The following is an 18,621-nucleotide window of genomic DNA, read 5'->3' as shown; positions in this document are numbered from 1 at the left end:
GACCGGAAGACTGCTTGACCGTCAGCGCCTGCGGGAGATAGTGCGGCGCAACAGCAAGGAGTGAACCAATGGCCAAGTCCCCCGTCCGCATCGCCGTCACCGGCGCCGCCGGCCAGATCGCCTACGCGCTCGTCTTCCGCATCGCCAGCGGCGCGCTGCTCGGCCCCGATCAGCCGGTCATTCTCCACCTGCTCGACCTGCCGCAGATGCAGGGCGCGCTCGGCGGTGTGATGATGGAACTCGACGATTGCGCGTTCCCGCTCCTCGCCGGAATGGTCGCGACCGACGACCCCAAGGTTGCCTTCAAGGATATCGACATCGCCTTCCTCGTCGGCGCCCGGCCGCGCAGCAAGGGGATGGAGCGCAAGGACCTGCTCGGCGCCAATGCAGAGATCTTCACCGTGCAGGGCCGCGCGCTCAACGAGGTCGCGAAGCGCTCGGTCCGCGTGCTGGTTGTCGGCAACCCGGCGAACACGAATGCCTATATCGCGATGAAGTCGGCGCCGGACCTCTCGCCGGATTGCTTCTCGGCGATGATCCGGCTCGACCACAATCGCGCCGCCTCAATGCTTGCCGCCAAAGCGGGCGTGAATGTCGGGGATGTCGGCAAGCTGATCGTCTGGGGCAACCATTCGCCGACGATGTATCCGGACTACCGGTTCGCCGAGGCGGGTGGCCGCAAGCTCGCCGAACTCGTCAACGACGAGGCGTGGAATCGCGATGTGTTCATTCCCACCGTCGGCAAGCGGGGCGCCGCCGTGATCGAGGCGCGCGGCGCTTCCTCGGCCGCGTCGGCCGCCAATGCCGCGATCGATCAGGTGCGTGACTGGGTCGTCGGCTCCAACGGCCGCTGGGTGTCGATGGCGATCGCGTCGGATGGCAGCTACGGCGTTCCCGAAGGCATCATGTTCGGCGTGCCCGTGACCACGCAGAACGGTGTCGTGACCCGCGTCCAGACCCTCGAGATCGACGCCTTCGCTCAGTCGCGGCTCGACATCACGCTGAACGAACTCAAGGAAGAGCGCGAGGCGATCGCGCACCTGCTGGGCTGATCATGCCCCGGGCCCTGGCGCATGCCGGGGCCCGCCCGCCGGGGATCACACGGTGAACTGCTCGCGGATGATCCGCTCCGACAGGGCCCGATCGGGGTCCGAGAGGATACGGGCGCGAACCGATCGGTCTTCGCTGGCTGCCACTGAAATCACCCGCCGGACTTCGGTAAAGTCGGCGACGGCGGCCACCGGACGTTTTTCCGATTCGAGGATTTCGAACAGGATTTCGCTATCCGACGGCAGCAGCGCGCCGCGCCAGCGTCGCGGCCGGAACGCGGAAATGGGTGTGAGCGGCAGCAGATTGGCCGAAAGCGGCACAATCGGCCCGTGCGCCGAGAGGTTATAGGCGGTCGATCCCGCGGGGGTCGATACCAGCACGCCGTCACAGATCAACTCGGCGAGACGCACCCTGCCGTCGATCGTGATGCGGATTTTCGCCGCCTGGCGCAATTGCCGCAACAGACTGACCTCGTTGAACGCGAGCGCCTCTTCCACCGCCCCGGTCGAGGTGATCGCATGCATGCGCAGCGGATGGATGTCGTTGCACTGGGCGCGGGCGATGCGCGCCGGCAGGTCGGCTTCGGCGAAATCGTTCATCAGGAATCCGACCGAGCCGCAATTCATGCCATAGACCGGAAGCTCGCGTTCCAGCATGCTGTGCATCGTCTCCAGCATCAGTCCATCGCCGCCAAGGGCCACGACCACCTCGGCTGCGTCCGGTTCCGCATCGCCATACAGCGCGACAAGCCTGTCGCGCGCGGCGAGGGCCTGCTCGGTTGACGCGGCTGCGAAATGAATGCGGGTCAAGCGAGCTTGCGGTGCTGGAGAACCGGCATATCGCGCCGCACCCTCGCCGTGCGGGCGCTGTCGATCCGTGCCGTGGCAAAGCCCGGCCCATCGGACACGCGCGCGACGACGCTGCCCCACGGATCGGCGATCAGCGCGTTTCCATAGGTCAGGCGCGTCTCGCCGCGGCCATCACGATGCGGACCAACGCAGGCTGCCGCGGCGATCCAGCACTGGGTCTCGATCGCGCGAGCGCGTAGCAGCACCTCCCAGTGATCCTTCCCGGTTTGCAGGGTGAAGGCGGACGGCACCATGATCAGGTCGGCGCCGGCCCGGCGCAAGGCGAGGTAAAGTTCGGGAAAGCGCATGTCGTAGCAGATCGACAAACCCACGGTGAGACCGCCGATCCGGCAGGTGACGACTGCATCGCCGGCTCCGTAGGTCGCACTTTCGCGATAGCCGAGCCCATCCGGCGTGGTAATGTCGAACAGGTGGATCTTGCGGTAGCGCGCGATCTCCTGTCCGTCGGCATCAAAGACCAGCGTGGTGTTGTAAAGCCGGTCGTCCGCCTGCTCGCCGATCGACCCGCCATGAACATGAAGGCGATGACGCCGGGCGGTGTCGCGCAGGAATTCATAGGCCGGACCACCGGCGGCACCCGATCCGGCGGGGGGCAGCGCCTCGGCGGCTAGTGTCTTCGCGGCCCGGTCACCGCCGAGACAGCTCCAGACCTCCGGCAATGATACGAGGCCGGGCCGGTCGGCGGCGACGGCGGCATCGATCAGCCGCTGCGCCTGGGCGATGTTGGCGGCCTTGTCTGCCCCCGGCGACATCTGAATGACGGAGAGGCGAAGCGTATCGTCCTGCATGAGCGTATCGTGCGCCAGGTGCCGTGAGCAGGCAAGCGGGCTATTCGGCCGCCCGCCGCGCGGCGAAATGGGCGGCGAGCCGCTCCACGGCCTCGTCCAGCACCGCCTCGCGCTTGCAGAAGGCAAATCGCGCATAGTGCCGCGGCGCCTCGCCCGGATAGAACGCTGAAACCGGAATGGCCGCCACCTTGGCGTGCTCGGTGATGTGCCGGCAGAAATCCGCATCGTCCCCATTGAACCCGAGCGGGGCGAAATCGGCCGTCACGAAATAGGAGCCATGGCTCGGCAGCACGCCGAAGCCGATCCGCCGCAACCCGTCCGACAACCGGTCGCGCTTCGCCGCGAGATCCGACGCGAGCGACGCGAAATAGGCATCGTCCTTGGCGAGCCCCACGGCGACCGCGCGTTGCAGATTGGGCGGCGTGGTGAAGGTGAGGTTCTGGTGCGCCCGCGCGATCACCCCGGCCAGCCGCGCCGGCGCCGTGACATAGCCGATCTTCCAGCCGGTCAGGCTGAACGTCTTGCCCGCGCTGCCGATGCGCACGCAACGCTCCCGCAGGCCGGGCAGGCTCATCAGCGGGATGTGCTTCAGCCCATCGAAAATGAGATGCTCATAGACTTCATCACATACCGCATAGCAGTCATGCTTTACGAGGAGGTCGGCAATGAAGCCGAGTTCTTCGCGGGTGAAGACCTTGCCGGTCGGTTCATCGGCGAGTTGAGCAGCAGCAGCTTTGTCTTGGGGCCGAAGGCTGCCGCCAGTTCGGCGCGCGGGAGCGCCCAGTCGGGCGGGTTGAGCCGCACCAGCTTCGCGGTGGCGCCCACGAGTTGCACTACGGGCAAATAGGTATCGTAGAGGGGCTCGATCAATACGACCTCATCGCCCGGATTGAGCAGGGCGAGCAAGCTCGCGGTGATTGCCTCGGTCGCCCCCGAGGTCACGACCACCTCCCGCGCGGGGTCGGCCTCGATCCCGTAAAAGCGCCGGTTCGCGGCGGCCACCGCCTCGCGCAGTTCGACGACGCCGGTCAGCGGCGGATACTGGTTCCGTCCGTCGTGCAGCGCCGCCGCCGCCGCCTCGATCACGTCGGACGGTCCATCCGTATCGGGGAACCCTTGACCCAGATTGATCGCCCCGTGCTCCACCGCCAGGGCGGACATCACCGTGAAGATGGTCGTGCCGATATTGTCGAGCAGTTGGTTTGGCGATTTCACGCTTGTCTCTCCAGTCTGACGGATGTCGCACTATCGCGGCACAGGGCCGCAGGGCAAGGGGTTTTGCCGAGCGGGCTTGATTTGCAGGCAATGACTGCCGTTTATTTAGGCATGAACTGTGCCGCCCCCGTAGGCACTCGGCGTGCCACTCATTTTTACCCATAACTGGCACGACGCATGCAAAAATGGCATGATATCTGCACGTAAGTCATGCCGGCCGGTGCGCGCACCAGCTCGCCGCGATCAACCGTAACAAGGAGGTGCCCGTCTCGGATCGGGCGTGAACCGGATGAAGAAAATCGAAGCGATCATAAAGCCGTTCAAGCTTGACGAGGTCAAGGAAGCCTTGCACGAGGTCGGGCTTCAGGGCATCACCGTCATGGAGGCGAAGGGATTCGGGCGCCAGAAAGGCCATACCGAACTCTATCGCGGTGCCGAATATGTTGTTGATTTTCTGCCGAAGGTGAAGATCGAGGTGATCTGCGAGGATGCCGTTGCCGAGCGCGCGATCGAAGCCATTACCAACGCCGCGCGTACCGGGCGGATCGGTGACGGCAAGATTTTCGTTTCCACGATCGAGGAAGTTATCCGTATCCGCACCGGTGAAAAGGGCGAAGCGGCGATCTGACCCTCTGTTTCAATCCATCCCTCAAACCCAACGAGAGCGGGTCCGCATGGGGCGGACCCGCACAATGACCAGCAGTGAGGACGACAATGGCGAAGAAGCCCGCCGGTAGCGGCGATGCGATCAGCAAGGTGATGGCCATGATCAAGGAGAACGGGGTCGAGTATGTCGACCTGCGGTTCACCGATCCGCGCGGCAAGTGGCACCACACCGCCCAGCACATCTCCACCATGGGCGAAGACGCCTTCCGCGACGGTATCATGTTCGATGGCTCGTCCATCGCCGGCTGGAAGGTCATCAACGAGAGCGACATGATCCTGATGCCGGATCCGGAAACGGCGGTGATGGATCCCTTCGCCGCCAAGCCCAGCCTGGTCATCTTCTGCGACATTCTCGAACCCTCGACCGGCCTGCCCTATTCGCGCGACCCGCGTTCGACCGCGAAAAAGGTGGAGGCCTATGTTCGGGCATCAGGCGTCGGCGATTCCATCCTGTTCGGCGCCGAAGCCGAATTCTTCATTTTCGACTCCGTCCGCTTCGGTACCGGCGGCAATTTCGGCACCTATCAGCTCGATAGCATCGAAGGCCCCGGGTCCTCGCTGAAGGACTACCCGGAAGGCAATATGGGCCATCGTCCGGTGGTGAAGGGCGGCTATTTCCCGGTTCCGCCGGTCGACTCCGAAAGCGACCTGCGCGCCGAGATGCTCTCGACGATGGGCGAGATGGGCCTGCCGATCGAGAAGCACCATCATGAGGTTGCCCAGAGCCAGCACGAACTCGGCACGAAGTTCGGCACGCTGGTGCAGATGGCCGACCAGATGCAGATCTACAAATACTGCGTCCACAACGTCGCCCACAGCTATGGCAAGACCGCGACGTTCATGCCGAAGCCGATCTATGGCGACAACGGCTCGGGCATGCACACCCATCAGTCGATCTGGAAGAACGGCAAGCCGCTCTTCGCCGGCAACGGCTATGCCGATCTCTCGGAACTCTGCCTGTATTACATCGGCGGCATCATCAAGCACGCCAAGGCGCTGAACGCCTTCACCAACCCGAGCACGAACAGCTACAAGCGGCTGATTCCGGGCTTCGAGGCGCCGGTCCTGCTGGCCTATTCGTCGCGCAACCGCTCGGCCTCGTGCCGCATCCCGTACACGACCAACCCGAAGGCCAAGCGCGTCGAGGTTCGCTTCCCCGACCCGACCGCGAACCCCTATCTCGCCTTCGCCGCCATGGCGATGGCCGGGCTCGACGGTATCAAGAACAAGATCCATCCGGGCGACCCGATGGACAAGAACCTCTATGATCTCCCCCCGAAGAACTTCAGGGCATTCCGACGGTCTGCGGCTCGCTCCGCGAGGCTCTGGAATCCCTCGCCGCCGATCATGACTTCCTGCTCGCCGGCGATGTATTCAGCAAGGAACAGATCGAGAGCTACATCGCGCTGAAGTGGGAAGAGGTTTACCGCTTCGAGCACACGCCGCACCCGGTCGAATTCGAGATGTATTACTCGGCCTGACCGACAGCGACGGCACGCATCGAAGGGCCGGTCCGCAGCCGCGGACCGGCTTTTTCCTGGCCCCGTCCCGATCGTGCGTAAGCGGTCGTAATTCCGCATCCCGCAGAAGCTTGATTCCCGCAGAGCAACGGCCGTTTCCCTCTGGCCGGGTGAGGCTCTATCCTGTCGCGGCCAGGCCCCGCGGATTTGACGGACAGCCGGGCATCGTCACTGACGGGAGAAACACGCGGATGGGCACAGCAGTCCTGGTTCTCAACGCCGGTTCATCGAGCATCAAATTCGGCATGTTCGAGATCGCAAGCGGCCTGCCCCGGCGCGCTCACGGCTCGATCGAGCGGATCGGCGTGGCGCCGCATTTCCAGGGATTCGACGCGGCCGGCCAGCTTCTGACCGAGCGCCGATGGGATGGCGGCGCGGCGATTACGCATGAGGACCTGCTGAAGCCGTTGCTGGAATGGGCCGATTCGCATCTCGCCGGCGATCGGCTTGCCGGCGTCGGCCACCGCATCGTGCATGGGGGGCGCGATTTCGCCGCCCCCGTCACGCTTGATGAGACCATTGTTGCGGCGCTGGCTGCGCTTGTTCCCCTCGCCCCCCTGCACCAGCCCCATAACCTTGCGCCCGTTCGCGCCATCGCCCGCCTGCGGCCCGGCCTGCCGCAGGTCGGCTGCTTCGATACCGGCTTTCACTGCGCGATGGGCGCCATCGCAACGCGCCTTCCCCTTCCCGCGCGCTACCACGACGCTGGCGTTCGCAGATATGGGTTTCACGGCATTTCCTATGAATACATCGCCGGGGCGCTCGCCGCGGCAGCGCCCGCCCGCGCCGCCGGCAAGGTTATCGCCGCGCATCTTGGCAACGGGGCCAGCGCCTGCGCGATGCTGAAAGGCCGGTCGGTCGAGACGAGCATGGGTTTCACGGCGCTGGACGGGCTGATGATGGGCACCCGGCCCGGCACGCTTGATCCTGGCGTGGTGCTGTACATGGCCGAGCAGGAACGGCTGGACCCGGCCGCGATCAGCCATTGCCTGTATCACGAATGCGGCCTGTTGGGCGTCTCGGGCGAGGCGTCGGACATGCGCACCCTGCTGGCGAGTTCACGCCCCGACTCGCGCCTGGCGGTCGAGTTGTTCTGCCATCGGGCGGCTCGCGAAATCGCCGCATTGAGCGTCGCTCTTGGCGGTCTCGAAACGCTTGTCTTTACCGCCGGCATCGGTGAGCACGCGCCGGAAATCCGCGGGAAGATCAGCGCGCGACTGGGCCATTTCGGCATCACCCTCGATGATGCCGCCAACCGGCGCAACGCGCCGGTCATTTCGGCGGCTTCCTCGGCCGTCCAGGTGCGCGTGATCCCCACCAATGAGGAAGCCATGATCGCGCATCACACCGCCACCCTGCTGCGCGGCTGATCGGCTCGATTGCCACCAAAACGTCATCCAACGCGCAGGCCCTCTGGTCTAGAGCGGTCCGCGGCGGCCGCGCCCTGACCGGCGCGGCCGATTCATCCGTGCAGCCGCAGGTTATGCGGCACGGCAACAAAGGAGTCCCTGAATGAAACGCGTAGCCCTTCTGGCCTGTTCGGCGCTTGTCGCCGTCAGCGCCGCGGCTTTTGCCGCGCATGGCCAGGAAGTCGTCACCCAGCCCGCCGCTCATGGCATTGTCAGCAAGATGATGGACAAGCCGCAGCCTGTGCTGAGCGACGCGGAAATGACCGCTCTGGTCCGCCACAAGATCAAATACGTCTTCGTGCTGTATCAGGAGAACCGCTCGTTCGACTCCTATTTCGGCACCTTCCCCGGCGCGGACGGGCTCTATTCGCAGCCGGCCGCCAAGACCCCCGGCTTCGTGCAGGAGCTGGTCAATACCGATGGCAGCACGACGACGATCTCGCCCTTCCGCATCGGCCCGAAGCAATATGCGTGGGATACCGACGACATCGACCATTCGCACGGCCGCATCATCGCCAAGATGGACGTCGTCGCCGGCAAGCCGCTGATGGACAAGTTCGCCGTCACCGAGGAGAAGAAATACTCGCCGTCCGGCAATCCCTCGCTCAAGGCGAAGCAGTTCGGCGAACTCGCGATGGCCTACGAGGATTGCGACACGGTGCCCTTCCTGTGGCGCTACGCCAGCCGCTTCGTGCTGTTCGACCATGTCTTTCAGGATATTGCCGGCCCTTCGACGCCGGGCAACCTGTCGATCTTCGCCGCCCAGACCGGCCTGACCCAGTGGGCCCTGCATCCCAACGAGGCAACCGGAACCTACAAGGGCGGACCGACCGCCACGAACGCCGCCGGCGGCAAGATTTCGGAGGCGGGCGCTGGCGTGCCGGTTGTCACCGACGACGATCCGCTCTGGGGCTCGCCGCTCGACCCGCACCCTGCGGTGCCGGCCAATCCACATGACTTCGCCAGCCCGCACGGCACGCATGTGCAGATCAACCAGACCTACGCCTCGCTGGCGCTGACCACGGCGGGGAAGACCATCAAACGGGAAACCGCGCGCGACACCGACCCGGATACCGATCTTGCGGATGTCCGGCAGGATGTTGCCTATCTCGCCGCACACGGCCAGAAGCCGGTCGGCTGGGGCTGGTACGAGGAAGGCTATGGCAAGGATGCCGGCGACAGGCACGCTGGCCCGACCGACGCCCAGGGCATGCACGCCGCCTACATCACCCATCACAACGGGCCGCAATATTTCGGATACGTCGCCAACAATCCGGCAGAACGCGATCATCTGCACGGCGCATCGGCGTTCTATACCGCGCTGCGGAGCGGAGCCCTGCCGGCATCCGGCGGCGTGTTCTATCTCAAGGGCGGCTTCCGCAACGACATGGGTCTGACCCCGGACAACCCGGATGCCAAGGCGCGCAAGAACTTCGTGGGTGACGATGATCATCCCGCCTATTCGGATGCCCAGATCAGCGAGGCATTTGTGGCCAAGGCGGTAAACGCGATCGCGAGAAGCAAATACTGGAAGCACGCCGCGATCATCATCACCTGGGACGATTCCGAGGGCGATTACGACCATGTGCCGCCGCCGGTGGTCATCGACGGGCCGGATCACAAGCCGCTCACCTTCGGCCCGCGCGTGCCGCTCATCATGATCTCGCCCTATGCGCGGGTACACCAGATCTCGCACGCTGTGGGCAGCCAGGCCTCGGTCGTGAAGTTCGTCGACAAGGTCTTCGGCCTGACGCCGCTCGCCCGCCTGCCGGACGAGATGAAAGGCCGCAGGCTCGGGCAAAAGGAATTCGGCGAGGCCAATATCGGGCCGGCCGACGCGATCACGCCCGATACCTCCGACCTGATGACTGCGTTCGACCCGGCACGGCTCGAAGGCCAGGCGCGCGCATTGCCGCCGAGCTACGCGATCATCCCCGATCACGACCTCACGACCCTGCCGCAATTCGGCGGCAATGGCTGCAAGGTGGACGGCATTGTGCCGACGAATATCACCAAGGGAATCCGGAACAAGATCCCGGCCGACTTCAATCCGCTGCCGAAGACCAATCCGTCCACCTGAGCGCGAACGCCCTCACCAACGCATCGCCCGATCGGACATCATCGTCCGGTCGGGTGTATTTTTGGGCCGCTTGCCATCTCACGAGTCGTGGGTCGATAGTGTCGTCTCCTGCATCCTGGCTGGGGGACCTCCCGATGAGCTATCACATCTCGAAAACGACCGGTCTCGGGTTCGACGACGCCGTTGCAGCGACGGTTGCGGCACTGCAATCCGAAGGCTTCGGTGTTCTCACCGACATCGACGTGGCGGCGACCATGCAGGCCAAGCTCGGTGCACCGTTCCGGCCGTATCGCATTCTCGGCGCCTGCAATGCTGATTCCGGGCTCAATTCGCCCGGGATTCCGAGATTAACTCGCCCGGGATTCCGGGAATTATTCGCCCACCTATTCCGAGATTAATTCGCCCACCTGTTCCGACTTTTATTCGCCCAGGCGGGCGGGGTTGGCCGGGTTGGCTTGAGGTCTCTGCTGGCTGGTTCAGGTTCCCTCCCTTTGGCTGATCGAGGGAGCGGATGAATGCCAGTGGAGCGGATTGCGATGCGCGATGTGCGCGAGATTGTCAGATTGAGGATGGCGGGGCTTTCGACCCGCCAGGTGGGGATCCGGGTCGGGGTTGCGGCATCGACGGTGCGCTTGACGCTGCGGCGACTGGAGGCGGCCGGGCTCGATGGGCCAGGGGCTCTGGCGCTGTCCGAAGCGGCATTGGAAAGGCGCTTGTTCGACGGCGCGGTGGGCAAGCGGCCGGGGCATCGACGTGTGGATGAGCCGGACTGGGGGCGTATCCGCCGCGAGTTGCAGCGCAAGCACGTGACGCTGTCGATCCTGTGGGACGAGTATATTGCCGAGCACCCGGATGGGTATCGCTACAGCCGGTTCTGCGAGCTCTACCGGAGCTGGGAAGCCCGGCTACCGGTGACGATGCGCCAGACCCACGCATCGGGCGAGAAGCTGTTCGTCGATTATGCCGGCGACACGGTGCCGGTGGTGATCGACCGGCTCACCGGCGAGACGCGTGCGGCCCAGATCTTCGTCGCCGTTCTCGGCGCATCGAGCTTCACCTATGCTGAGGCGACCTGGACCCAGACCCTGCCGGACTGGATCGAGGCGCATAATCGCACTCTGGCAGCAATTGGCGGCGTGCCGGCGCTGCTGGTGCCCGACAACGCCAGGGTCGCGATCATCCGCGCCTGCCTCTACGATCCACAGGTCAACCGGACCTACACCGATATGGCGCGCCATTACGGCACGGCCATTCTCCCGGCGCGGCCGCGGCGGCCGCGTGACAAGGCGAAGGTCGAGGTGGCGGTTTTGCTGGCGGAGCGGTGGCTGCTGGGCAAGCTGCGCAACCGGGCATTTTACGGCCTCGCCGAACTGAATGCCGCGATCGCTGAATTCTGCCGCTGGCTGAACGAGGAGCGGGTCGTCCGTCGCCTGGGGGCGACAAGACGGCATCTGCTGGAAACACTCGATCGTCCCGCGCTGAAGGAACTGCCGGCCGAACCCTATGTGCTGGCGCAATGGCGGCGCCGGCGGGTCGGCATCGATTATCACGTCGAGATCGAGAAGCATTTTTACTCCGTCCCCTACCGGCACGCCCGCGCCGAGGTCGAGGCCCGGTTCACCGTGCGCACGGTCGAGATCTTTCTCCGTGGCGAACGGATCGCCGTGCACGCACGCAGGCCGGGTAACGGCAAACACACGACGATCGCCGAGCACATGCCCTCGAGCCACCGGCGTTATGGCGACTGGACCATCGCACGGATCCATCAGGAAGCCGCACGGCTTGGTCCCTCGGTCGCGACACTCTGCACCCTGATCCTCGAACGCCGGCCTCATCCGGAGCAGGGGTTCCGCGCCTGCATCGGCATCCTTCGCCTGGCCCGCAGTGTTGGCGCCGACCGGCTCGATGCCGCGGCCGAGCGCGCGCTCACCATCGGCACCCTGACCTACGGCTCGGTCAAATCCATCCTCGATAACCGGCTGGAGCGAGCCGCCGGCACCGCCAGTCCCGATCCCACCCCGATCCGCCACCCCAACATCCGGGGCGGCGGATATTTCCACTGATGACAAGGAGAAGCCTCATGCTGAACCATCCGACCCTCGATCAGATCCACCAGCTCGGTCTTGCAGGCATGGCCCGCGCGTTCACCGAGCTGCACGCCAATCCCGAAACCCCCAGCCTCAGTCACGCCGAATGGCTCGGTCTTCTGCTCGACCGCGAGATCACCGTCCGACGTGACAAGCGGTTGAGCACAAGGCTGCGCCATGCCAGGCTGCGCCATGACGCTGCAATCGAGGATGTCGATTACCGGAGTGCCCGCGGCCTCGATCGGGCTCTGTTCCAGAAGCTGATCCAGGGTGAGTGGATCGACGCGCACGACAATCTCGTCCTGAGCGGGCCGACAGGGGTCGGAAAATCGTGGCTGGCCTGTGCCCTCGGTCACAAGGCATGTCGCGATGACAGGACCGTGCTCTATCAGCGCGCCCCCAAACTCTTCGCAGAACTCGCGGTCGCCCGCGCCGAAGGGCGTCACGGCCGGATGATCCGCACCCTCGGTGCCGTCAATCTACTGATCCTCGACGACTTCGGCCTTGCTCCACTCGACGCCGGCGCCCGTCACGACCTGCTCGAGATCGTCGAGGATCGCTACGGCCGCCGCGCCACCATCATCACCAGCCAGATCCCCCCGGCGCATTGGCATGAGCTGATCGGCGATCCGACCTACGCCGACGCCATTCTCGACCGTCTGCTCCACAATGCCCACCGCATCGAACTCACCGGCGAAAGCCTGCGCAAGATCCGCAAGCAAACCCCAAAAACCGCTTGACCCAACGAGAACAGGAGAGCAACGAAATCAACAGCCACAGAGACCGCTACCCGGGCGAATAAATCTCGGAATCCCCGGGCGAATAAACGTCGGAATCGTGGGCGAATTAAAATCGGAATCCATGGGCGAATTCTCCGGAATCCGCACCTGCAACCCGCGCATGGCGCACGAGGCGCTGAAACTGGAAGACAAGGTCGGCACCCTGCTGCCCTGCAATGTCATCGTCCAGCAGCACGATGACGGTTCGGTTGAAGTTTCGGCCATTGATCCCGTCACCTCGATGCAGGGAATCGGGAACCCCGACCTTGGCCGACTTGCCGGCGCCGTGCGCGAGATGTTGCGCAATGCGGTCAATCGCATCGCCTGAACCTGGCATACGCGCATCGTGAGCTTTGCCCTGCCCCGTTTGGGGATCGTCATTTTGACCTTCTTCTTTGCCGGGATCGTGAAGGGGATTCTCGGTATCGGCATGCCTGTCATTACGATGGGGGTTCTGGGCGCCATACTCAGCCCTGCGGAAGCCGCATCGCTGCTGCTGGTGCCATCCTTCGCAACCAATGTCTGGCAGTTTCTAAGTCACCGCGGCGCCGGCAGGGCGCTCGCGCGGTTCTGGCCGATGATGGCCGGCATCCTCATCGGCGCGCCGCTCGGCACCGGCCTGATCACCGGTCAGGATGCGCGACCGGCCGCGGCCGCCCTTGGTGTCGTGCTCATGGTCTACGCATTTCTGGGACTGACGCATCCAAGACTGCGCGTGCCGGTGGGCGCGGAGCGATGGGCAGGCCCTCTGGCTGGCCTTGGCGCCGGTCTGCTCGCGGGCGCGACCGGGGTATTCGCCATTCCGACCATTCCCTATATCGCCGCTCTCGGCCTTGAGCAGGATGCGCTGATCCAGGCCCTCGGACTGATCTTTTCTGCCGCGTCTCTTGCGCTGGGCGCGGGCCTCGCCTTTCATGACGCGCTGCCCGCGACCTCGCTGGGCATATCCGCCATCGCCCTGGTGCCGGCCCTCGCCGGGATGAAGCTGGGCACACGGCTACGCCGGAAGGTTCATCCTGACCGCTTCCGCATCCTGTTCCTTTGCGGCCTGATCGTGCTCAGCGTGTTCATCATCTGGCACGCCGTCTCGGGTGCTGCGTGACCTCGGGCAGATATCGCGGCGCAGATCACTCGGCTATCCCGCTCGCGCAGCGCTCCACAGCACTTTCCGATCCATCCGGATCGGATGCAGTGCTCTATGATAACGATAATCAGAGCATCTTTACCCGATCGGATGACCCCATCTGATCGGATGATGCTCTAACATCGCGGCGAACGCGTCGAGGATTCGATCAACCGCCTGATTGCGATAGGCGAACACCGCCTCCCGCTCGGGGTGCACCAGCATCGCCGCATTGGCTTCGAAAACGAGAATTCGCCCGTCTGGAAGGATGGAAAAGTCGATTCCGGCATAATCGAGATCGAGACGACGGCCGATCGCGCTGACCGCCTCGAACGCCGCGGAACCCAGCGCTGTGACCGGATCATCGAGAAAGCGTGCTTCCTCGGCCCTTCGTGCCGGATCGAGATCCATCCCGGCGGTCCAGTAATGCACCATCCAGTGCGGCCCGATCGCGAGATGATAGGGGTAGACCTGCCGGTCGACGAAAATCATCCGGTATTTTCGATAATATCCATCCTCACTCCGGTAATCGATGAACTGGCTGAGATATTTGTCGCCCGCTTCGCGCGACGCTTCGGTCAGCTGTTCCGCGGTTTCCACACGCCGCAATCCATGGCCGCCATGCGTGCCCACAGGCCGGATCAGCGCCGGCAGGCCGATGCTGACAGGAATCTCGTCCGCGGCGATCCGCAGCACCGGCGGCACGACGAGACCGTCGATCCCCGCGAGCAGCGCAGGCAACGCTGTGCGACCGGTGCGCATGACCGCCTCGGGCCGGTTCATGATGGGCCGCCCGCAAGAGATAAACCCGATTGTCGCGCCATCCAGCGGTGGCATCAGGTCGGCCTCGCCGATCGCATTGAAAACCAGGTCGTGCGGCGGCAGCTGGGGAAGACTGTGCATCGAGTGGTCAATGAACCACTCGGCCAGCGTGTAGCGGGCATGCGGCAGCAAATGCTCGATCGGCAGGCTGGCTTCGGCGAGGCAGGTAAGCACCAGTACGCGCAATGAGTCTGGCGGCCCCGGATGAAGAAATACCGGTCCATTCCGGAACGCGATCTCACGATGCCGCGCGGCGGACTCTGGCTCGCTGCCGGCCAGCAGCACGGCAAGCGTGCGATGGGCGTCGATCAGGTCGGGGTCGCACCGCAACGCTCCACGTGCCGCTTCGATCGCCAGGGCGGTCTGCCCGAGCCGCGCCCGTGCCGACCCCAGATTGGCAAGCGCACGGCCGCTCGTATCATCCGGCGCCGCGCGCGCGAACCAGATGGTTGCCTCTTCAAGCCGCCCGGTTTCGGCAAGGCAGTTTCCCAGCGCAACCAGCACCGGGGCTCCCGTCGCGCCGGCAGCAATGGCGGCGGCAAATTCCCGCACCGCAGGCTCGAACCGGCCAAGCGCGCGCAATGCCCGCGCATGGACGAGGAGAACGCCGGGATCCGCGGTATCGGTGGCCGCCCCGGCAATCGCGAGTGCCGCCTCAGGGTCTCCCGCCTCAAGCAAGGCCGAAGCATAGGCAACGACGATTCCAGGCTGGCGGGGATGAGTTGCGTGGAGATCACGATAGATACCGACCAGATCGGTCGCACCATCCACTACGGCGACGTTCATAAAGAAACTTTGGCACGATGGAGTGAAGGACGAGTTAATCTTTCAGGAAGATCATGCCAGTCCGAACGAAGCGGCGTTCCTGTACAGCATGTAGATTGCCACGGCGAAGACCAGCCCGGCGAAGATCCGGTTCAGCGCGGCGCGCCGCCCGGCGAGGTGGATCGCCAGCCGCGTGCCGATGAGCCCGCCGATCACGCCGCCCAGGATGAACTCCACCGCAACCGCCCAGTTCACGAGGCCGGACGCCGCATAATTGACCGCTGTGGTCAGCCCGAAACTGCCGACCGAAAGCAGCGAGGACCCGATCGCGAAAATCATCGGCATCCCGGTCGAGAACAGCAGGCCAGGCACGATCAGGAAGCCGCCGCCAATGCCGAAAAAGCCCGACAGCGCACCGACCGCAAGCGCTGCGACCGCTACCGCCAGCAGCCCGGCCATGTCCGGCCGTTCATGCTGGCCACCCCCGCCATCCGCCACGCCGCGGGGCCGAAGCATCAGCAATCCCACCGCGATCATCAGGATCGCGAAGAGAAACAGCAGCTTCCCGCCATCGAACGCCTTGCCGAGGGTGGACCCGCCGCAGCGCCAACCATGCCAAGCCCGGCGAAAATGACAGCGCTCCGCCACCGCACATTCCCCTTGCGGGCATGGCCGCCAAAATTGGCGAAGGCATTGGCCGAAACCGCCAGCGCGCTCGTGCCGATCGCCACATGTGGCGCGAGGCCAATGACGTAGAGCATCAGCGGGGTCGCCAGAATCGAGCCCCCGCCGCCGATCAGCCCCAGGGTGAAGCCGACAGCGTTACCGGATACAAGGGCGAGAACCGTCTCGATCATGGAAAATCCCCCTGGCGGGTCACGCCACAAGACATTCATATTTACGAATATGTCTAGACCGGCATGTATCAGGTTTCAAGAATGCAACGCGCCGCCGCATCACGGCCGAACGATCACGTATCCCTTCCCGGCCAGCTCCATCAGCCGCGGTACGCCGTAAGGAACCTGCTTCGCCTTTGGGTTCAGCACCGGCGTGTGGCCGGTCTCGCGCTTGAGGGTCTCGATCGTGTTCATGCAGACGTCGAATTCGACATTCTGCGCGATCAGGCTGTCAACCTGCTCGCGCAGCGGCGAGTCGGCGAAGGTAAGCTCCACACCCGGCCCGAAGGCCACCACGATGATCGACGCCGTATCGGGCCAGACCTTCAGCACCGCATTGGCATTGTTGAGAACCTCGCGCTGCTTGGCCATCACCGAGTCCGAAAGTTGCAGCGCCAGCAGATGGGTCGCGAAAGGATTGCTGAGGGCGGCGCGCCCCACCCCCATCGCCGCCGCCGCAACGCCAAGGCCGCCGAACAACCGCCGCCGCGAACTCATGAAACCGCGTAGCCCGGATTGCCGGCGATCCCGAGCACCTTCACCCGGTTGGGCCGCGTCAGCTTCACCATTTTCACCTGGCGGAGATGCCGGGCCACCATATCCCAGACCGGCGTGCCGGTCTGCGGCAGGGACACCGAGGCCCAGCTCGCGACAGTGTATTGTTTCGTCGCCTCGACCGTAGTGCCATCGTCAAGTTCCATCGCGGAAATCCGGTGACCGATCGATTGGGCCGGCGCACAGGCATAGTTCATGCCGCCAACCCGGATCATATCTCCGCCCTGCTGATAGTACGGGTTGGGATTGAAGAGATTGTCGCAGACATCTTCCATCACCGCCTTGATCTCAGCGCCGGTCATGGTCTGCTTGTACACCATCGGATAGGTGATGGCCGTTTCCGCCAGCAGATCGCCCATCGTCAACGGCGCATTGCCAAGCACCGTATTGCCCCAGCGGAAACCGGGCGAGAAGGCGATCTGCGCGCCGGTTTCGGCCCGCAGCGCGTCCATGATCACCTGATCGACCGAGCCGTAGAAATTGTTACGCCGATAGAGCAACGTTTCGGTATCAGCCAGCTTTTCGTTCAGCATCGCGCGGTGCGGCACCTCTTGCGCCTCCACCGCGGCCGCCACCGTCGCGTCCTGTTTCACCTGATCGGCATAGATCGGCAGCAGCCGGTAATGCACGTCCCTCACCCGGCCTTTCGCCAGTTCGAGGTCGAGCACCGCGACGAATTTGCCCGCCGTGCCGGCATTCGTCACCAGCGTGATGCCGCCGGGATTCTTCACCGGGACGGGATGCGGCACCGCATCGTGCGTGTGTCCGCCGAGAATGACGTCGATCCCGCGCACCTGCGATGCGAGCTTGAGATCGACCGGCATGCCGTTATGCGAGAGCAGCAGCACGGCATCGACCTTCTTCACCGCGCGCAGTTCATCGACAACCTTCTGCATCCGGCCCGGGTGGATGCCGAACCGCCAGTCCGGCGTGAACCGGCGCGGATGCGCAATCGGCACATAGGGAAAGGCCTGGCCGATCACGCCGACGCGGTAGCCGCCAAGCTCGCGAATGACGTAGGGCGGGAATACGCGGCCGGTCTTCTGGTCGAAGGCAGGCGCGCCCATCATCTGCGATTCCGCCGAAAGAAACACGTTCTGGGCGATGAAGCGTCCGTGCAGCGCCTTGATGAGCGCCTCGATCCCGTCCTGCCCGTAGGTGAACTCCCAGTGCCCGGTCATCGCATCGATGCCGAGCAGGTTGCCGAGCGCCACCATGTTCTGACCGCGGGTGAGATTCGCGAGCCCCGTGCCCTGGCAGAGATCGCCGCCATCGAGCAGGATCGACCGCCCCGGCCCGGCTCCGGCGCGCAGACTGTCGATCACCGTCTTGAGGCTGGCGAAGCCGCCGAGCGGGCCGTAGCGATGCGCCAGCGCCTCGAAATCGAGGAAGGTGAAGGCGTGGGCGTCCCGCGTGCCGGGTTTCATGTGGTAGAAATCGAGAAAGGCCGAACCCACCAGATGCGGCGGCTGCCCGGCAGCGCGACCGACCCCGATATTCTGCGTCGGCTCGCGGAAATGCACCGGCCGCGCATTCGCGTGCGTGTCGGTCTGATGGATGATGCGGACATCGCCGCTCATCTTCACATCGTAAGGATCGGCGGCGGACCAGGCGATCCGCGGCAGCAGCGCCGTGCTGGCCGCCGCGGTAAGAAGCGCGCGTCGTGCAATCGTCATCCGTTCAGTCTCCGCCCGGCCGGCTCAGCGCGGCACTGCGTTCTGCCAGAGGCGCTTCTGGCTGCGCGCCTGGGCGATCGAGGCGGCGGCCAGCGCCTCGGCGCGCTTCGCCGAGGCCTCGGCCTTCGCATAGTCGCCCGCCGCATCGGCGGCCTTCGCCGCCTTGAAGGCGGCAATCGCCGGCGTCCACTGGTCATCGAGCGCCGCCGCGATCTTCATTTTCGCCGCGGCCCCGGCAATCGCCCGCGCCGCATCGACCTTTCCGGCGGCGTGCGCAACGCCGAGCCCCAGAACCGCTGCTGCCACCACCAAAGCCATCCG

The 18,621-nt window shown here is 64.8% G+C and carries 15 protein-coding genes and 3 pseudogenes; 10 read left to right on the top strand and 8 right to left on the bottom strand.

From position 1 onward, the window contains the following. Window positions 1-68 precede the first annotated feature (68 nt). On the top strand, window positions 69-1,052 hold the full coding sequence (locus ACIDOCELLA78_RS000000100945) for a malate dehydrogenase (RefSeq protein WP_201727989.1): 984 nt from the start codon (window positions 69-71) through the stop codon (window positions 1,050-1,052). A gap of 45 nt (window positions 1,053-1,097) precedes the next feature. On the opposite strand, the gene ACIDOCELLA78_RS000000100940 is transcribed toward ACIDOCELLA78_RS000000100945, so the two are convergent. The 3 genes and pseudogenes from ACIDOCELLA78_RS000000100940 to ACIDOCELLA78_RS000000100930 all read right to left on the bottom strand — a co-directional run bounded on the left by ACIDOCELLA78_RS000000100940 (window position 1,098) and on the right by ACIDOCELLA78_RS000000100930 (window position 3,922). Continuing rightward, window positions 1,098-1,859, bottom strand: coding sequence for an NAD kinase (locus ACIDOCELLA78_RS000000100940; RefSeq protein ID WP_201727988.1), 762 nt, complete (start codon window positions 1,857-1,859; stop codon window positions 1,098-1,100). After that, window positions 1,856-2,707 carry a carbon-nitrogen hydrolase family protein gene (locus ACIDOCELLA78_RS000000100935; protein ID WP_201727987.1) on the bottom strand — a complete coding sequence of 284 codons (852 nt, stop codon included), beginning with the start codon at window positions 2,705-2,707 and terminating at the stop codon, window positions 1,856-1,858. The genes ACIDOCELLA78_RS000000100940 and ACIDOCELLA78_RS000000100935 overlap by 4 nt, the downstream gene beginning before the upstream one ends. Before the next feature lie 40 nt (window positions 2,708-2,747). After that, window positions 2,748-3,922: pseudogene (locus ACIDOCELLA78_RS000000100930) on the bottom strand (aminotransferase). A 289-nt stretch (window positions 3,923-4,211) separates the two neighbouring features. On the opposite strand from ACIDOCELLA78_RS000000100930, the gene ACIDOCELLA78_RS000000100925 reads away from it, so the two are divergent. From ACIDOCELLA78_RS000000100925 to ACIDOCELLA78_RS000000100885, 9 genes and pseudogenes are all read left to right on the top strand, one after another. Then, window positions 4,212-4,550 carry a P-II family nitrogen regulator gene (locus tag ACIDOCELLA78_RS000000100925; protein ID WP_012040513.1) on the top strand — a complete coding sequence of 113 codons (339 nt, stop codon included), beginning with the start codon at window positions 4,212-4,214 and terminating at the stop codon, window positions 4,548-4,550. Window positions 4,551-4,636: 86 nt separating this feature from the next. Next, window positions 4,637-6,069, top strand: a pseudogene (glnA, locus tag ACIDOCELLA78_RS000000100920) (type I glutamate--ammonia ligase). A gap of 230 nt (window positions 6,070-6,299) precedes the next feature. Beyond that, a complete protein-coding gene (locus ACIDOCELLA78_RS000000100915) occupies window positions 6,300-7,478 on the top strand; it encodes an acetate/propionate family kinase (protein ID WP_201727986.1) in 1,179 nt (392 codons plus the stop codon). 142 nt (window positions 7,479-7,620) lie between these two features. Next, window positions 7,621-9,597 (top strand): phospholipase C, encoded by a 1,977-nt coding sequence (locus ACIDOCELLA78_RS000000100910; RefSeq protein ID WP_201727985.1) that lies wholly within the window; start codon window positions 7,621-7,623, stop codon window positions 9,595-9,597. A gap of 134 nt (window positions 9,598-9,731) precedes the next feature. Further along, the gene (locus ACIDOCELLA78_RS000000100905; protein WP_201727984.1) at window positions 9,732-9,995 is read left to right on the top strand and encodes a DUF302 domain-containing protein; all 264 of its coding nucleotides are present in this window, start codon (window positions 9,732-9,734) and stop codon (window positions 9,993-9,995) included. Window positions 9,996-10,133: 138 nt separating this feature from the next. Continuing rightward, complete coding sequence (gene istA, locus ACIDOCELLA78_RS000000100900; protein WP_201727680.1) at window positions 10,134-11,660, top strand: IS21 family transposase; 1,527 nt, start codon at window positions 10,134-10,136, stop codon at window positions 11,658-11,660. Window positions 11,661-11,677: 17 nt separating this feature from the next. Further along, complete coding sequence (gene istB / locus ACIDOCELLA78_RS000000100895) at window positions 11,678-12,424, top strand: IS21-like element helper ATPase IstB (protein WP_201727488.1); 747 nt, start codon at window positions 11,678-11,680, stop codon at window positions 12,422-12,424. Window positions 12,425-12,545: 121 nt separating this feature from the next. Beyond that, complete coding sequence (locus tag ACIDOCELLA78_RS000000100890; protein ID WP_201727983.1) at window positions 12,546-12,791, top strand: DUF302 domain-containing protein; 246 nt, start codon at window positions 12,546-12,548, stop codon at window positions 12,789-12,791. A 54-nt stretch (window positions 12,792-12,845) separates the two neighbouring features. After that, complete coding sequence (locus tag ACIDOCELLA78_RS000000100885) at window positions 12,846-13,565, top strand: sulfite exporter TauE/SafE family protein (protein ID WP_201727982.1); 720 nt, start codon at window positions 12,846-12,848, stop codon at window positions 13,563-13,565. Between the two features lie 120 nt (window positions 13,566-13,685). Here ACIDOCELLA78_RS000000100885 and ACIDOCELLA78_RS000000100880 read toward each other — a convergent pair whose 3' ends face one another. The 5 genes and pseudogenes from ACIDOCELLA78_RS000000100880 to ACIDOCELLA78_RS000000100860 all read right to left on the bottom strand — a co-directional run bounded on the left by ACIDOCELLA78_RS000000100880 (window position 13,686) and on the right by ACIDOCELLA78_RS000000100860 (window position 18,618). Beyond that, complete coding sequence (locus tag ACIDOCELLA78_RS000000100880; RefSeq protein ID WP_201727981.1) at window positions 13,686-15,194, bottom strand: tetratricopeptide repeat protein; 1,509 nt, start codon at window positions 15,192-15,194, stop codon at window positions 13,686-13,688. A gap of 51 nt (window positions 15,195-15,245) precedes the next feature. Beyond that, window positions 15,246-16,030 (bottom strand): annotated as a pseudogene (locus tag ACIDOCELLA78_RS000000100875) (sulfite exporter TauE/SafE family protein). A 99-nt stretch (window positions 16,031-16,129) separates the two neighbouring features. Next, window positions 16,130-16,567 (bottom strand): hypothetical protein, encoded by a 438-nt coding sequence (locus ACIDOCELLA78_RS000000100870; RefSeq protein ID WP_201727980.1) that lies wholly within the window; start codon window positions 16,565-16,567, stop codon window positions 16,130-16,132. Next, window positions 16,564-18,300, bottom strand: coding sequence for a thiosulfohydrolase SoxB (soxB, locus tag ACIDOCELLA78_RS000000100865; protein WP_201727979.1), 1,737 nt, complete (start codon window positions 18,298-18,300; stop codon window positions 16,564-16,566). The genes ACIDOCELLA78_RS000000100870 and soxB overlap by 4 nt, the downstream gene beginning before the upstream one ends. A gap of 24 nt (window positions 18,301-18,324) precedes the next feature. After that, the gene (locus tag ACIDOCELLA78_RS000000100860) at window positions 18,325-18,618 is read right to left on the bottom strand and encodes a hypothetical protein (RefSeq protein WP_249675211.1); all 294 of its coding nucleotides are present in this window, start codon (window positions 18,616-18,618) and stop codon (window positions 18,325-18,327) included. Window positions 18,619-18,621: the final 3 nt, after the last annotated feature.

It is taken from the genome of Acidocella sp. C78 (assembly GCF_907164655.1).
This window is presented reverse-complemented; position numbering and strand designations above follow the sequence as displayed.

Excerpts from the sequence above, each read along its gene's own strand:
- ACIDOCELLA78_RS000000100945 (WP_201727989.1), top strand. The coding sequence starts at position 69 with ATGGCCAAGTCCCCCGTCCGCATCGCCGTCACCGGCGCCGCCGGCCAG.
- ACIDOCELLA78_RS000000100935 (WP_201727987.1), bottom strand. The coding sequence starts at position 2,707 with ATGCAGGACGATACGCTTCGCCTCTCCGTCATTCAGATGTCGCCGGGG.
- ACIDOCELLA78_RS000000100925 (WP_012040513.1), top strand. The coding sequence starts at position 4,212 with ATGAAGAAAATCGAAGCGATCATAAAGCCGTTCAAGCTTGACGAGGTC.
- ACIDOCELLA78_RS000000100915 (WP_201727986.1), top strand. The coding sequence starts at position 6,300 with ATGGGCACAGCAGTCCTGGTTCTCAACGCCGGTTCATCGAGCATCAAA.
- ACIDOCELLA78_RS000000100910 (WP_201727985.1), top strand. The coding sequence starts at position 7,621 with ATGAAACGCGTAGCCCTTCTGGCCTGTTCGGCGCTTGTCGCCGTCAGC.
- ACIDOCELLA78_RS000000100905 (WP_201727984.1), top strand. The coding sequence starts at position 9,732 with ATGAGCTATCACATCTCGAAAACGACCGGTCTCGGGTTCGACGACGCC.
- istA (WP_201727680.1), top strand. The coding sequence starts at position 10,134 with ATGCGCGATGTGCGCGAGATTGTCAGATTGAGGATGGCGGGGCTTTCG.
- istB (WP_201727488.1), top strand. The coding sequence starts at position 11,678 with ATGCTGAACCATCCGACCCTCGATCAGATCCACCAGCTCGGTCTTGCA.
- ACIDOCELLA78_RS000000100890 (WP_201727983.1), top strand. The coding sequence starts at position 12,546 with ATGGGCGAATTCTCCGGAATCCGCACCTGCAACCCGCGCATGGCGCAC.
- ACIDOCELLA78_RS000000100880 (WP_201727981.1), bottom strand. The coding sequence starts at position 15,194 with ATGAACGTCGCCGTAGTGGATGGTGCGACCGATCTGGTCGGTATCTAT.
- ACIDOCELLA78_RS000000100870 (WP_201727980.1), bottom strand. The coding sequence starts at position 16,567 with ATGAGTTCGCGGCGGCGGTTGTTCGGCGGCCTTGGCGTTGCGGCGGCG.
- soxB (WP_201727979.1), bottom strand. The coding sequence starts at position 18,300 with ATGACGATTGCACGACGCGCGCTTCTTACCGCGGCGGCCAGCACGGCG.
- ACIDOCELLA78_RS000000100860 (WP_249675211.1), bottom strand. The coding sequence starts at position 18,618 with ATGGCTTTGGTGGTGGCAGCAGCGGTTCTGGGGCTCGGCGTTGCGCAC.